Consider the following 13978-nt stretch of genomic DNA (forward strand, 5'->3'; position numbering starts at 1 on the left):
CTCAACACAATCAGGCTGGGCGTGTCAAACGCAAGGATCGAGGCGACGAACAACAAGATAAAGCTACTGATACGGACTGCCTATGGCTTCAGGAATATGAACAACATGCTGTCGCTGATAATGTTGAGCTGTTCCTATGTAGATGTAAAGATAGCCTACGAATGGGAATCGGAATCGAGAGAATCATCTAGCAAGGCTGCCTAAATGCTTCCACACATGTTGATGATGCCTCAAAAAGAACTGGGCCACTAACGGCCAGGTCTCGGGATCATCCAGGCGCACGTGAGAAAAACGGCTGCGTTTTACCGTAACCAGTTTCAGCGGAACTTGATCTGTAGACTTTCCCTTTTCTGCTGTCATACCCTAAAGATAAACTTTTAATGACCCGACTCCCCCATTTTATTTACCAAACATTCTAGTTTTTAAGTCAGAAAATCAAGCGCTAACTTTATGGGTTCATTATGAAGGTACAGGAACGTTTTTTAAAGTACGTCAGCTTCCATACCACTTCCGATGAGAACTGCGAAAATTGTCCCAGTTCGGAACGTCAGCTTGCATTGGGCAGGTACTTGGCCCAAGAGCTGAACGACATCGGCTTGCAGCAGGTAAAGATGGACGAACACGGCTATGTGTACGGCTTGCTGCCCGCTACCGCCGGCCACGAAGATGACGACGCCATCGCCTTCATTAGCCACATGGATACCTCGCCGGACTTTAGCGGCGAAAATGTGAAGCCCCAGATTATCGAAAATTACGACGGCGTCGATGTTGTGCTGAAAGGTTCCGGCGCCGTGTTGAAAGTGGCCGACTTCCCCACCCTTAAAACTCTGAAGGGCCGCACCCTGATTACCACCGACGGCACCACATTGCTAGGCGCCGACGACAAGGCGGGCATTGCAGAAATCGTCACCGCCATGGAAGAGCTGGTGGCTACCGACCGCCACGCCGAAAGTCGCGGCTACGAGAATCTCTCTGGTCACGGAGACATCTGGGTTTGCTTTACGCCCGACGAAGAAATCGGTCGCGGTGCGGATCTGGTTGACTTGAATTACATGAAGGCCAAGTACGGCTACACCGTTGACGGCGGCTACGAAGGGGACATCGCCTACGAGAACTTCAATGCGGCTAGCGCAAAGTTCATTGTCCACGGCAAGAGCGTTCATCCCGGTGAAGCAAAGGACATCATGAAGAACGCAAGCCTCATAGCTGCGGAAATCGCCATGGCACTCCCCGCCGACGAAACGCCCGCCATGACCGAAGGCCACCAGGGTTTCTATCACCTGACAGATATGCAAGGCGACGTCAGCGAAGCCACCCTCTGCTACATCGTCCGCGATCATGACAAGAAGCGCTTCGAGGAACGTCAGGAATTTTTACGCCAAGTTGCCGCGAAGTACAATGCAAAATTCGGCGGTACCGAAAGCGCGCCCGTTGTAGAACTGCAGCTGAAACATTCCTACAGCAACATGCTGGAAGTCATCGAGAAATGCCCCGAAGTTCTGGAACGCGCCCGCAAGGCCATTGAATCCGTAGGCGACGAACTAGCCGCGACCAAACCCGAAATTTTCGGCAAGGCAGAAAACTGCCTGCAACCCATCAGCGAACCTGTCCGCGGCGGCACCGACGGCTCCAAGCTCAGCTTTATGGGACTGCCCTGCCCCAACCTTGGAACAGGTGGCTACGGCTATCACGGCCCCTTCGAACATGTGTCTGTAGAAGCCATGGAATCCGTGGTAAAGATCATCAAGAAAATCGCCTGCGGGTAAAAAATAAACTGACGCAAAACGTTGTTGAGAAAATTTTATAAACGTGAAAAATTGTCTAGACATTTGGATTTTGCTGGTTACTTTTTTGATTGCACTGTCCGCTTGTGGTGATGAAAAAAGTACCGCAGTTGAACCTGATGATTTTTTGGAAAGTTCTTCCAGCATTTCCGAAGTATTGTCATCCTCTGAAAAGACTCCGGAAAGTTCATCCTCTCAAATCAAGTCTTCTTCGTCTAGCAGTGAAGTGCGTGAAGAATCGTCATCAAGTGAAAAAGACTTTATTGATGACATTTTGTCATCCTCTAGTGCACTAGTGTGGACCAATGATTCTATTCAAGCAACTTTGACTGAAATGGGTGGCGAGTGCGAGGATTGGGGTATTGCAAAATATCGAAACTGGATGGATAAATACAATAATCTCTACACTTGCTATAGAGGGGTTTGGTATGTGGGAAGTCTTGAAATAGACATGTATCCTTGGAATATACCAAATGAATCGTGGTTTAGCCCTAAGATTGAGTATGGTCAAATGACGGACAGCCGCGATGGTCAGGTTTATAAGACCGTTGTAGTTGGCAATCAGACTTGGATGGCAGAAAACTTACGCTACGCCGATAGTGTTGCAACACCCAGTCTCAAGGGAAATAATTGGTGTTTAAAAGGCGATTGGGAATCCTGCGATATTGTGGGGCGTTTTTATTCCTGGTCCGCAGCTGTAGATTCTGTTAAATTAGCGAATGAAGGCGGAAAAAACTTGGATTGTGGAATGGGAAAAGTTTGCGGTCTTAACGGATATGTCAAGGGAATTTGTGATGAAGGGTGGCACTTACCAACTCTTGAAGAACTGGAGGATTTTTTAGCTAGTGCAAAAGTTATCGGCGGCGGATCCTTTAATGACTTTAAAGCATTGAGGAGCTCTGTTGGTTGGGACTATTGCCGCGGCGATAAAATGAGCGGTACGTCTTTTGGAGATGAAACCAATACGAATACTTCAGGATTCTCTGCACTACCTACGGGTTTTCGATTCAATGACGGTAATTATACAGACACAGGATGTGGTGCATACTTTTGGGCTTCATCCGAAACGAAAGAAAACTACGCCATAAGTCTGTTTATAACCGATACTTTCTTTAGTGCAGGACGTAACCTCGAGTCAACAAAAAGCTGGGGTCTAAATGTTCGATGCGTGAAGGATCATTAAAAAAGGTTACCCCACGTTATGCCGGGGTAACCTGCTTTTTATTAGCGTTATTTCATGCTATCAGAACAGTTGTCCTGGCAGCACCTTCTTTTCCTTGGGCGGGAACTGCTTATCGAATTCCTCCACGTCTTTATCGTCGACGAAGTAGGGCGAAGGATCGCGATAACTTCCGCGGATGCCGTCCAGAAAACCGGGCGTCAATTCCTTGATGAGGAAGTAAGGCGCGTCGCCATCGGGATCGTCGGCGTAACGGATTCCCTTAGAGGTGGCCGTCACGAAACCGCACTTGCCGTAGAACTGGATGTTACCGCACATGGCGATACATCCGGCACCCATTTGGCGGGCGCGTTCCAAGGCATAATCCAGAAGCATCTTGCCAAGGCCCTTGCGTTGCATGTCGGGGCGAACGCTGATAGGCGGCGTCACCGATGATTTCAGCATGGCCTACATTCATGTGGAACTGAAGGAATGGAATTCCAAGCAGCTGGACATCGATATCGATAGCGCACAAACTCTGGTTCGCAAGTATTTCCCCAAGGCAGATGTTGGCGTAGAAGGTTACGCCGTAGAACAATCCTCCATGAACAACAAACTGGTGGAAGGTGAAATCAAATCCGTCTGCATCTCCTTCGTAGTAATTGCGCTGCTTTTGATTGCCTCCTTCATGAGCGTAAAAACTGGTCTTATCGGCATGATCCCCAACGTGGCACCCATCCTTGTGATTGGCGGCGTCATGGGCGCATGCGCCTTCAGCATGGACATGATGACCATGATGGTGATTCCCATGGCCATCGGCATTGCGGTGGACGATACCATCCATTTCGTGAACCATTCCAAGCTCTGCTTTGAACGATGCGGCAACTACCGCGAATCCATTCTCGCCACCTTCAGAGACGTGGGCAAGAGCATGGTCAGCACCACCATCATTCTCTGCATGATGTTCCTCGCCTACATGGTCAGCCCCGTCACCATCTTTTTCAGAGTGGGCCTCATGGCAACCATCGGCCTCGTCACCGCATTAATCGCCGACTTCACCATCACACCAGTGCTGATTATGCTGACGAAGCCCTTCGGGAAGGAAACGGGGAAGTGAGATTGCAATCTTCTCGCGAAGGTCAAGAAAATTATAAATTGCTTTTTAGATTTGCAAATTCTTTTTTATTTTCATTCTTTAAGAGTTGTATGAAGAGAACGTTATACCTCATTCTTATTCTTACGTTTTTGCTAACGGGATGCAGCACTGTTATGCGTCCTCCTTCTGCAGTAGCCTTTATGGAAAGCTATGACAAGAACACAGTCACTGCAAACGCCAACATTTCTTTATATGGTGGCGACTTGAATCGTGGCGGTAAAACAGACAACGACATTGATGATGTCCGTCATCAAGAATGGGTATTTGACTATGCAGCATCCATTTTCAAAAATTTTTCTTTTTTCAGTATCGGCGGAGGAGTTCAGACATTCACCCAGTTTCTTCAAACAGGATTTATCTCGCCTTATTTAGGAATTACAGGATGGTGTTCCTTAATTCCCAGTTCTGCTGGAGGCATGATCATTCAGCAAATTCCCATTGGAGACAACATAAAAATCGGATTCACAGAACATTTCTCAAGAAACGGACGTGAAGAATACAAAATCGAATTTGGTGCAATCCCTGAAAAAATGCCAAGTCCCAAATTCTATCGCGAAGCTGGCGCAGGGTTTTACGTTTCCATCATCAAACGCTTTGCTCTGGAATTTCGTTACGGCAGAGACTTAGATAATGAACAAAATAGATTTGCATTAACCGTAGACATTTTTGCAAATCTCAACGAAAAGAACGATGGTAACGAATAATATTTTGGCTCCGTCAAGCCATTCCACACCATTTCGCCCGCATGGCAACCATCGGCCTCGTCACCGCCATGGTCGCCGACTTCACTTCAGCTTAAATTCACAATCTCCACCATTTCTGCCGGAGTTACAATATTTGACTGTTCGGGGAAATGCTTGATGTTCCCGGTTATCAAATAGGCATCTTCGTCAGCCTTGCCCATCGTAATTTCGTAAAATACGAGATCATCCATATCGGGCAGCACCATTCCGGTCTCAAGACGATCCACATTCATTCCGAAGGTCTTGATAGACTCCAAAAGGAACTGAATGCGTGGCTCTGGAAAACGGAACTTTGAGCGCCTTAGAACCTCGCCATATTCTTCAAGAATTTCTTCGTTGTACAGCGGAACTATCTTGCCTTCAAGCATCATACGTACAACGACAACTGTCGCGGAATCATCACGACGTGCCATCAAAGCAGAAACCAGGACATTTGTATCAGGACATTTGTATCAAACGTCGCAAGAATCACTTATACGCCTTGGCCTTGCTTCTTTCCCTGACGCACTGAATTTCAGCATTGATTTCATCCAAGGACATTTCCTGCAAGTTCCTTGCACCAGCACGCATCGCATAAAAATTTTCCAATGCCTGTGCTCTCGAGATCGACTCCTTGGATTCAATCTCAAACGGGATTTTTTTCTGGATCAAGACCTGATTCAAAAAAAGCCTAATCGCAGTGGTCATATCAAGACCAACAGACTGAAAAAATTCTTCAGCTTCCTTTTTCAAGGAAGTTTCTACACGCGTTTGAATGACTGTCGTTTCCATCGTTTACCTCAGTATAAATATAATACTTTAGTAATACAAAAGCAATAGTTTAACACTTATTAAAATTTCACGCTTTCCAATCTACTCCATTATTACAAAAAGACGAACAAACAATTGCGTTTTCAAAAAAAAGATTTGACCTTTATTTAATTTGACTATTGCTTGAACTTCTAATAAATTACACTTATAAAAGCAAAATATCGACTTTTTAACTGTTTACAGCTAAATTTATCCTTATGAACGGAAAGGCTATGAAATCTCTCGTAATCTACATTCACGGGAAAGGCGGCAATGCTGCAGAAGCTGAACATTACAAGCCTCTTTTTCCTGATTGTGAAGTCATGGGTTTTGACTACAAGGCAGAAAATCCCTGGGACGCCAAGGACGAATTTATCAAATACCTTGAATCTGTTTCCGCAGGCTATGATCAGGTCTATCTTGTCGCCAACAGCATCGGTGCATACTTTTCGATGATTTCCCTTAGTTCATCCCGAATCACAAAAGCTTATTTCATTTCGCCCATGGTGGATATGGAAAAGCTGATTTGCGATATGATGATGTGGGCAGGTGTCTCCGAAGATGAACTTTGCGAAAAGAAAACCATCGCCACGGGCTTCGGCGAAACCCTTTCCTGGGAATACCTAAGTTACGTCCGCAATCATCCTATCCAGTGGAATGTTCCCACCAAGATTCTTTATGGCTCCAAGGACAATCTCGTTTCCCTAGAAACGATTACCGAATTCGCAGGCAAGATTCACGCACCACTCACCATTATGGAAGGCGGTGAGCATTGGTTCCACACCGACGAGCAAATGAAATTTCTAGACGAATGGTTAAAGAACGGCAAATCATTTGCTTAGGATCATCCATCATTATTTCAAATGTTGTTTTAGTTTTTTGCATTTCACCCTCTATTCTCAAATTTCTCCTGGATTTGCTTGACTTCGGCAATCAACTGTTCCTTTGAAGGGATGTAGAGTTTGTATTCACTGGCGAGGATTGTGGAGTTGTCTTCGGGCAGAGTCATTTTCACGGCGGTATCGTTCTTGCCCGCGCAAAGAAGAATTCCGATGGTCCTGTTCTCGTCGGGAAGTTTTTCGATACGATCAAAGTAGTTCACATACATCTGCAACTGACCAAGATCCTGATGCGTCGCCTTTTCCGTCTTGATTTCAACAATCACAAAGCAACGAAGAAGACGATTATAAAGCACGAGATCCACAAAAAATTCGTCATCTTCCAGAAGAATCCTCTTCTGTCTTGCGATAAAGGCAAAGCCGTTGCCCAGCTCCAGCAAAAAACGCTGTAGGTGATTAATAATGGCCGATTCCAGGTCCCGTTCGTAGTATTCGGGCTGCCTATCCAAACCGAGGAATTCAAGAACCATAGGGTCCTTGATAACCTCCTGGGGCGTTTCAGGAATCCGCTGCTTACGGGCTACCGCCAGGACCTTCTCCTTGTCGGAGCTGAGGAGTAGACGCTCGTAAAGCTGCGAGTGAATCTGGCGTTCGAGTTCACGGCTAGTCCACGCATTGTTGATGGCCTCCAGCTCATAATACTCGCGCTTGTCTGGATCTTCTATCTGAATTAGATCGCGATATTGAGTCCAGTTCAATTGTGAACGCACTGCGTTCACAATTGGATAAAGGGTGTAAAACTTGCGACAAAAAGCCAATTGACGATACGAAAATCCACTTCCGTACTCAGGTTCAAGCCTTTTTGACAGATTTTTCAGCAGAAAAGACCCGTAATCAGCACGCTTCTTACCCTTCTGCTCCTCAACCTGGATACGCTTACCGATATTCCAGTACATCTGCACTCGGCAAAAATCCACGCTGCGAACAGCGTTCTGACGGGACTGCTCAATAATTCCTCGAATTTCCTGGACAAACTTTTCGTTGACACGCGAAAACACGGCATCGCTGCCGGATACTCCATTCCTTATTTTCATGAGAGATGTTGAGGGAACCCCTTTGTTCCCAGCTCTACGTGCACAGTCAAGAGGCTTGCCTCCTCTCTCAGGTTCTGCGGAGATGCCTAATGTGGCACGCTCCCACGACTCGCGGCAGAGAATTTATGATGCCCTACGTATAGGGATTAGCAATGTGCAAAATATAATCTATGCGTAAATCATTTGCAAGACACTGTCGTTATGCAGTCAACGATGCAATTGCGAACACACTGTATTCGCAATCAGGGAATTTGTTATATTCCTAAAAAACTGTAGGCTTAAATGAAATTCATTCTTTTTCTTATTGCACTAGCCTTGATTGCTTGTTCAAATTCAGGTATTCGAAAATACCCGAATGGTCAATTAGTACAGCAGGGTTTCAAAGAAAATGGTGTGGAAGGCGTTGATAAATTTTACCCCTCCGGCGCCCTTATGGAGCACAATGAATTTCATGGGGCAGACCGTAGCAACTCAACTATCACTACCTACTACGAAAATGGTTCTATGGAATGCAAGGGTTCTTTCGCGAAGGGAATCCAACAAGGCGACTTTCTCTGCTATTTCCCATCGGGAGCATTGCACGTTTCTGTTAGTGAAGACGGTCATGTAAAGCAATTCTACGAATCAGGCATTCTACTTCAAGAATACTTTATAGAAAATGGCAAAGTGGAAGGAGACTTCATCAGCAATTATCCGGATGGTAGGTTACAATACAGATGCAAGTACAAAAATGACCACGAAATTTCCCGTGAGATTTTTTTCAAAGATGGTCAGATAAAAACTGAGTCAAAAGAAAGTAACGGCAGCAATTCGAATAATCAAAAGACAAGGCCAAATATTCATGTAAGCTACTCATTTCATTCTAATGGGATGCTGGCTCGAAAGGCAATTTTTATTGCAGGACGTTCCGTAGGAAAAGAATTCAGTTATTCACTCAATGGTAAAATAAGTGCCGAAAGGATTTTTGCCTTTAGTGTCCAACAAGGGTTTCAACGAGAATACTATCGCAATGGAAATCTTAGAAATGATTTTGTCATTTACCTTTCGGAATCAGGCAACCACTATGATACCTACTACCATAAATTATTTGACGAAGATGGAAATCTTAAATACTACAAGGATTCCTTGACCGAAAAATTTTTCTATGAAAACGGAAACCTAAAATCGCTAAAAGATTCCACAGGAGAATATTCATATAACGAGGATGGATCGCTAAAAAAAGAAATCGTAAATGGAATTGTACATTGGATAGACAGGGATTGGAACGATTCCTCCAAAATATGCGAATCCTGGAAAGACTCCCTGAACAACGAATACAAAGGCAAATGCACCAATGCAAAAGGCGCTATCATAAGCGAATTCTTTGAAAAAGGAAGAATCGATAACGCGACGGTACACATTCAGAAAAAAAGAATCTATTCCGATAATGGCATCCTAATTTTTAGTTCTGAAAAACAAGATAGTCTGGTAAAGGAAACAGACTTTTACGAAAGCGGTAAACTTTGGATTCAAAAGGAATACTACCTAGAAGGATACAGGCGCAAACTGATTTACTTCAAGGAATATTCCGAAGATGAAATCACAATTCGCGATTACCAGGTTATCGAGGTAGACGGGGTGCGCAAGGCCATTTGTCACTTCAAGGACTTTGAGGGAAATGATGTTGAAGTTCCTCCACGTCGTCGTAACAGACCTTTTAGTATGCAGGACGAAGTGAATGGCTGCATTCGCAAGGAAAGACCGAAGTACGAATACGTGGACAAGTGCGAAGTTTATTAGGAAACATTAAAATGCAATGAAGCTACCGAGAATTCCTCGGTAGCTTTTTTACATCCGATGCTAGATCCTCGCCTACGCGAGGATGACACAACGGGCAAGGACTTTGCGAGTACTACCCTAGTTGTCCAGGCAACACCTTCTTTTCCTTGGGCGGGAACTGCTTATCGAATTCCTCCACGTCTTTATCGTCGACGAAGTAGGGCGAAGGATCGCGATAACTTCCGCGGATGCCGTCCAGAAAACCAGGCGTCAACTCCCGAATCAGGAAGTAGGGCGCGTCGCCATCAGGATCGTCCGCATAGCGGATACCCTTGGACGTTGCAACTGCAAAACCGCACTTGCCGTAGAACTGGATGTTACCGCACATGGCGATACATCCGGCGCCCATTTCGCGGGCACGTTCCAGGGCATAGTCCAGCAGCATCTTGCCAAGGCCCTTGCGTTGCATGTCGGGGCGAACGCTGATAGGCCCGAAGGTCATCATGCGCAGGCGCTGCGGTTCCTGCGCGGTCTCCCCAGCCTGAGCGGAACCGGCCTGCGGGTCCACCAGAATTTCACTCCAGGCGAACATCACATGGGCGAGGATTTCGCGACCCACTGCCTCGCGACAGTTTTCGCCTGCGGAAAGCCCGCAGTTCCCAGGGCCTTCCAGCACCAGGCTCAATTCGGGAATAAAGTCCGGATGGTTCCTGTAGCAATGAAGCACGTAATGTTCCGAGCATCCGGGACGATAGACGTTCCAGAAAGCTTCACGGGTCAAGTTTTCAACAGCAGAGAAATCGGCAGGCTGTTCCTGTCGGATAGTGTATTCAGAATTATTAGACATTGTTTATTTCCTTTTTTAGTGTGAAAGGATACGAGTCACGCCACCCGGCGCAACCCGCATTAAACAATGTCCCAGTTTTGGGTTCGACCGAAGTCGAAATTATGGATTAAGAACATCCAACTCCGTAATAAAGGTTCGGTTATAATATACTCATTTTTCAAGGGAGTGGTCACAATCCTGCCGTAATTTCTACATTGTCCATAAACACAATCGGCGACTTCCAAGGCGCCACGAGAGGCTTTTATGCAGACTAAGGAATTCAAGACCAGCGGCACCTGCGCCCAGCTCATCACTTTCGACTACGAAAACGGCAAGATGTACAACCTCAACTTCATGGGTGGCTGCAACGGCAACCTGAAAGCCATCGGCAAGCTCTGCGAAGGCAAGGACATGAAGGAAATCGCCGACATCCTGGAAGGCAACACCTGCAACGGAAAATCCACTTCCTGCGCCGACCAGCTGGCCAAGGCCATCCGGGAAGTTCTGTAATTTATTATATTTGACACTCCTAAAATTGCGAGAGTGGCGGAATTGGCAGACGCGCCAGACTTAGGATCTGGTACCTCGGTGTGTGGGTTCGACTCCCACCCCTCGCATAAAAAAGACCTCGTAGCTCGCGCTGCGGGGTCTTTTTTTGGGGGTTAGGAGGAATCCGTCTATACGTAGAACTTTCCACTGCAGGCCAGCAGACCCAACATGTAGAGAAGTCCGTCGTAGTAACGCCAGGTACCCGTAGGAACTTCCAGGTTCCACAGGTCTTCGGCAAAAGGCTTGATCAGCGGATCGCCTTCGGGCAGCGCAATAGTTGCAGCACCGTTCATACCGATAAGGCCACCGGTAGCCAGACGTGCTTCACGGAAGAATCCGGAGCCGTCGATGTAGGAGTCGGCCACATAGGGGCGGTGGTCATTAAAGTAATTCAGCAGGTGGCGGATTTCCGCGATTTCCCATTCACGGACTGCGGCTACGTTGTCGGGCTGGGTTCCCGCGACGCCGACTGCGGCGCCATTCCCGGCAGCGGCCAGCTGGGCACGTTCCAGGTTCTTTGCATCCAGCGCAATGTTCCAGGCTACGCGCCAGGCGTCACCGCAGAAGCAGTGGCTTGCATCGTGCCAGGGAGTCTTGCGGGGAGTGCCGTCAAATTCGCTGTAGTCTGCAGCCATACCCGTTACCGGGTGGCAAGCCTTCTTCAGGTACTCAAAACTGTTGGCGGCAATCTTCTTCCAGAAATCCACATCCTGGTCAGCGGTCACTGCGCCGTCACTTCCAGCGGAGCCAGCGACAGAACTAGAAGCGGCCCCCGCGACAGAACAAGCGACACCGGCGATACCCTTGGCTTCAGCAACCTTGCAGGCTTCACCGTACATGCGGTAGAATGCCAGCGTGTTGTAGCTGGGGTCCGTGTAGTCATTCCCCTTCATAGGAGAGAATCGCACAAGACCAGCCTTCCGGTCCATCATGGTGAACACTTCTTCCGTTTCCGGCTTGTAGGCCATATCGTGAAGCAGCTTCACCGCTTCCTTCAGGTATTCATCACATCCAAAAACCTTGGCGCCATAAATCAGCGCGATCGCAAAATATTCCTCGCCATCGGGAGCGGGGCCCGGATCCATCATGGAAAAATCCTTGGTGGAAACCTGCCAGGAATAATAACCTTCCAGGGCGCCTTCCTTGTTGCGCATGTAGCGCCTGGAGAAATTCCAGAGTCTGTCGAACAAGTCGCGCTTGCCCATGAGGGCGGCAATAGTCATGCCATAGCTCATGCCCTCGGAACGGATGTCCGTGTGGCCGATATCTACGATGTAGGCCAGGTCATCGCCGTGGTTAAAGCACACGCGCTCATTTTCGGGATCGCCCTCGAAGAGCTGCCCAAAGGCGGTCTGAAGCTTGGCTTCAATTTCTGCGGGAGTCTTCCCGATCTGTTCAAAAACGCTCTTCATAACACAACTTCCCTGAACGTCACGACGAACCTGTCCGACATCCACGACTTTTTCGTTCACCTTTTTTTTTAAAAGTTTGCTTTGTAAAACCCGGCCGAGGCCGGGTTCCTGCGAACCCAAATTATTTCAGTTCCACTACAGCGGACTTGCCGTTTGCGGTCACCTTATACTTACCCGGATAGCCGCGGAACTTAACCACGTCACCTTCAGCCTTGAAAGTTCCGTTGGTGGTCCACACCTTGTGCCACAAGTCATAAATCAGCTTGGCTGCCGGCTTTTCGCGACCGTCAGAAGCGATGATACCGCCGTTCTGGACCCAGTGACGATTGTCCCAGAAGCCCCACAGCAAAATACCTTCGATGGCGGGGTGGCTGAAGAAGGAGCGGAGCACGATTTCGTAGCGGCGTGCCTGTTCTTCTTCGCCAAAATAAAGACCCTTCTGCCAGTCGCCAAAGTCAAGTTCGGTCACCTTGATGGGCAGGCCAAGTTCGGCAAGGCGGTCGAGACGGGCACGGATAAAGGCAGGGTTGATGGCACGGTCACCGAAGTGGCACTGCACACCGATACCATGAACAGGAATCTTGCGGTCAAGCATCCCCTTCACAAGGTCATAGAGGCGTTCGGTTTCGCCGGCAGAGACAACCTGATATTCGTTGACGAACAGACGGGCGTCGGGATCAGCGCGATGAGCCCACACATGGGCGCTATCCAGAAGGTCCCAACCGCACTTGTTAAAGAGGAACGGTTCATGGAAGGCTTCGTTCCATACGTCATATTCCTTGATGCGGCCCTTGTATTCCTTAAGGTCGCGATCGATACGGGCCTTCAGCTTCTGGCCGATTTCCTTGCAGCTGCCCTTCATGCTGAAGTGCTTGTCGTAACCGTAACCCTGGATACCCCACATAAGGGTGTGGGCGCGGAATCCCCACTTGTAGGCGTCTACATAATCCAGATACTGCTTGAATTCGTCGCGGCGGATCTTGCCCTTCTTGGGTTCGTATTCCGGCCACTTGAACTGGTTTTCGGGAACGCCATACCAGAAGTACTTATTGGCAGTCTTGCGGTACCAGGTTTCGATACTGTCCTTGGAGGGATACAGCGCAAGTGCAGTTCCGAAGGGGAATGCATGGCGGACCAGTTCCACCTTCACGTCGGAAGCACCCTTCATGGAATCCGGCAAGGTCAAGGTAAAGTCCTTCTTGCGCAGGCTATCGATACGGGCGGCATTGTTGGCATACCAGGTGGTATCATTCATGCCTTCGGCCTTGGTGATTTCCACGTCATCCATCTGGAGCCAGCCCTTGGCCAAGCCCACATGGAAGGTAATGTTGTTCACGCCGTAGCCCTTCTGGTCGGCAAGGAAGGTCATGGAATATTCCTTCCATTCGTTGGTCAGCATAAAGGAAGCGCTTTCCTTCTGACGCCAGTCGGGAGCACCGCCCTGGACGATGGCGTTGATAGGCACATTGCCCTTGGCCTTGAAGGTCAGGGTATAGTAGGCGGAATCGGCCAGCCACTTGGGCGGCTGCAGCTGCAGACCCCAGGACGGGTTCGGCAAGTCGGTCACTTCCATACGGACGCCTTCGCTGGCCACACCGTCACCGGCGTCGGTACCGAAACCAGCTTCGCACAGCTTGCTGGTATATTTTGCAGGACCATCGGGATTGTTCCAAACATACCAGCCACCGTCACCGTAGCTACAGTCACCATTGGTAAGCAGGCCCGCAAAAGAGGATGCGGCTGCGACAGTGGAAATTGCGATAATCTTTTTCAGCATTTTTATTCCAGAAGGTTGATGTGAGGGCATAGCCCATTCCGTTTTACAAATACAAAGATAACTTGTTTTACCAATATACAATATGGCGCCGG

General features: G+C 48.1%; 16 protein-coding genes and 1 tRNA gene. 9 read left to right on the forward strand and 8 right to left on the reverse strand.

The genetic code is table 11. From position 1 onward, the window contains the following. Positions 1–204, forward strand: a 204-nt coding sequence (locus BUB94_RS13805; protein ID WP_139258420.1) for a transposase, incomplete at its 5' end; no start/stop codon positions are given. Here the strand turns inward: BUB94_RS13805 and BUB94_RS16915 are convergent. Then, the gene (locus BUB94_RS16915; protein ID WP_175549735.1) at positions 184–360 is read right to left on the reverse strand and encodes a hypothetical protein; all 177 of its coding nucleotides are present in this window, start codon (positions 358–360) and stop codon (positions 184–186) included. The two genes, BUB94_RS13805 and BUB94_RS16915, sit on opposite strands and share 21 nt — an antisense overlap. Before the next feature lie 101 nt (positions 361–461). Here BUB94_RS16915 and pepT point away from each other — a divergent pair, with 101 nt between their 5' ends. After that, the gene (gene pepT, locus BUB94_RS13810; protein WP_073238064.1) at positions 462–1766 is read left to right on the forward strand and encodes a peptidase T; all 1305 of its coding nucleotides are present in this window, start codon (positions 462–464) and stop codon (positions 1764–1766) included. 70 nt (positions 1767–1836) lie between these two features. Beyond that, positions 1837–2967, forward strand: coding sequence for an FISUMP domain-containing protein (locus tag BUB94_RS13815; protein WP_139260251.1), 1131 nt, complete (start codon positions 1837–1839; stop codon positions 2965–2967). A 60-nt stretch (positions 2968–3027) separates the two neighbouring features. Here the strand turns inward: BUB94_RS13815 and BUB94_RS13820 are convergent, their stop codons facing one another. Further along, positions 3028–3408 carry a GNAT family N-acetyltransferase gene (locus BUB94_RS13820; protein WP_073238143.1) on the reverse strand — a complete coding sequence of 127 codons (381 nt, stop codon included), beginning with the start codon at positions 3406–3408 and terminating at the stop codon, positions 3028–3030. On the opposite strand from BUB94_RS13820, the gene BUB94_RS13825 reads away from it, so the two are divergent. Together BUB94_RS13825 and BUB94_RS13830 are read left to right on the forward strand one after the other, a co-directional pair. Beyond that, positions 3407–4060 (forward strand): efflux RND transporter permease subunit, encoded by a 654-nt coding sequence (locus BUB94_RS13825; RefSeq protein ID WP_175547682.1) that lies wholly within the window; start codon positions 3407–3409, stop codon positions 4058–4060. The two genes, BUB94_RS13820 and BUB94_RS13825, sit on opposite strands and share 2 nt — an antisense overlap. Continuing rightward, positions 4057–4803 carry a hypothetical protein gene (locus BUB94_RS13830; RefSeq protein WP_139260253.1) on the forward strand — a complete coding sequence of 249 codons (747 nt, stop codon included), beginning with the start codon at positions 4057–4059 and terminating at the stop codon, positions 4801–4803. The genes BUB94_RS13825 and BUB94_RS13830 overlap by 4 nt, the downstream gene beginning before the upstream one ends. An 86-nt stretch (positions 4804–4889) precedes the next feature. On the opposite strand, the gene BUB94_RS13835 is transcribed toward BUB94_RS13830, so the two are convergent. Continuing rightward, complete coding sequence (locus BUB94_RS13835; RefSeq protein WP_371586006.1) at positions 4890–5270, reverse strand: PIN domain-containing protein; 381 nt, start codon at positions 5268–5270, stop codon at positions 4890–4892. Between the two features lie 40 nt (positions 5271–5310). After that, positions 5311–5613: a type II toxin-antitoxin system RelB/DinJ family antitoxin gene (locus tag BUB94_RS13840; RefSeq protein WP_073160766.1), complete on the reverse strand. Its 303-nt coding sequence runs from the start codon at positions 5611–5613 to the stop codon at positions 5311–5313. A gap of 251 nt (positions 5614–5864) precedes the next feature. On the opposite strand from BUB94_RS13840, the gene BUB94_RS13845 reads away from it, so the two are divergent. Next, positions 5865–6473, forward strand: a complete 609-nt coding sequence (locus BUB94_RS13845) for an alpha/beta fold hydrolase (protein ID WP_073238146.1) — start codon at positions 5865–5867, stop codon at positions 6471–6473. A 44-nt stretch (positions 6474–6517) separates the two neighbouring features. Here the strand turns inward: BUB94_RS13845 and BUB94_RS13850 are convergent, their stop codons facing one another. Then, positions 6518–7564 carry a PDDEXK nuclease domain-containing protein gene (locus BUB94_RS13850; protein WP_083538313.1) on the reverse strand — a complete coding sequence of 349 codons (1047 nt, stop codon included), beginning with the start codon at positions 7562–7564 and terminating at the stop codon, positions 6518–6520. Between the two features lie 282 nt (positions 7565–7846). Between BUB94_RS13850 and BUB94_RS13855 the strand changes: the two genes are divergently transcribed. Next, positions 7847–9343 (forward strand): toxin-antitoxin system YwqK family antitoxin, encoded by a 1497-nt coding sequence (locus BUB94_RS13855; protein WP_073238072.1) that lies wholly within the window; start codon positions 7847–7849, stop codon positions 9341–9343. 112 nt (positions 9344–9455) lie between these two features. Here the strand turns inward: BUB94_RS13855 and BUB94_RS13860 are convergent, their stop codons facing one another. After that, complete coding sequence (locus BUB94_RS13860; RefSeq protein ID WP_073238075.1) at positions 9456–10169, reverse strand: GNAT family N-acetyltransferase; 714 nt, start codon at positions 10167–10169, stop codon at positions 9456–9458. Positions 10170–10412: 243 nt separating this feature from the next. Here BUB94_RS13860 and BUB94_RS13865 point away from each other — a divergent pair, with 243 nt between their 5' ends. Both BUB94_RS13865 and BUB94_RS13870 read left to right on the forward strand, forming a co-directional pair. Further along, a complete protein-coding gene (locus tag BUB94_RS13865; RefSeq protein ID WP_073160774.1) occupies positions 10413–10658 on the forward strand; it encodes a TIGR03905 family TSCPD domain-containing protein in 246 nt (81 codons plus the stop codon). Positions 10659–10685: 27 nt separating this feature from the next. After that, positions 10686–10765: transfer RNA gene (locus BUB94_RS13870), tRNA-Leu, on the forward strand. A gap of 60 nt (positions 10766–10825) precedes the next feature. Here the strand turns inward: BUB94_RS13870 and BUB94_RS13875 are convergent. Together BUB94_RS13875 and BUB94_RS13880 are read right to left on the reverse strand one after the other, a co-directional pair. After that, positions 10826–12169 (reverse strand): glycosyl hydrolase family 8, encoded by a 1344-nt coding sequence (locus BUB94_RS13875; RefSeq protein WP_254793747.1) that lies wholly within the window; start codon positions 12167–12169, stop codon positions 10826–10828. A gap of 61 nt (positions 12170–12230) precedes the next feature. Next, positions 12231–13886 (reverse strand): endo-1,4-beta-xylanase, encoded by a 1656-nt coding sequence (locus BUB94_RS13880; RefSeq protein ID WP_073238078.1) that lies wholly within the window; start codon positions 13884–13886, stop codon positions 12231–12233. Positions 13887–13978 lie beyond the last annotated feature (92 nt).

The organism is Fibrobacter sp. UWH9, assembly GCF_900129715.1.
In the GTDB taxonomy this organism is placed as follows: domain Bacteria; phylum Fibrobacterota; class Fibrobacteria; order Fibrobacterales; family Fibrobacteraceae; genus Fibrobacter.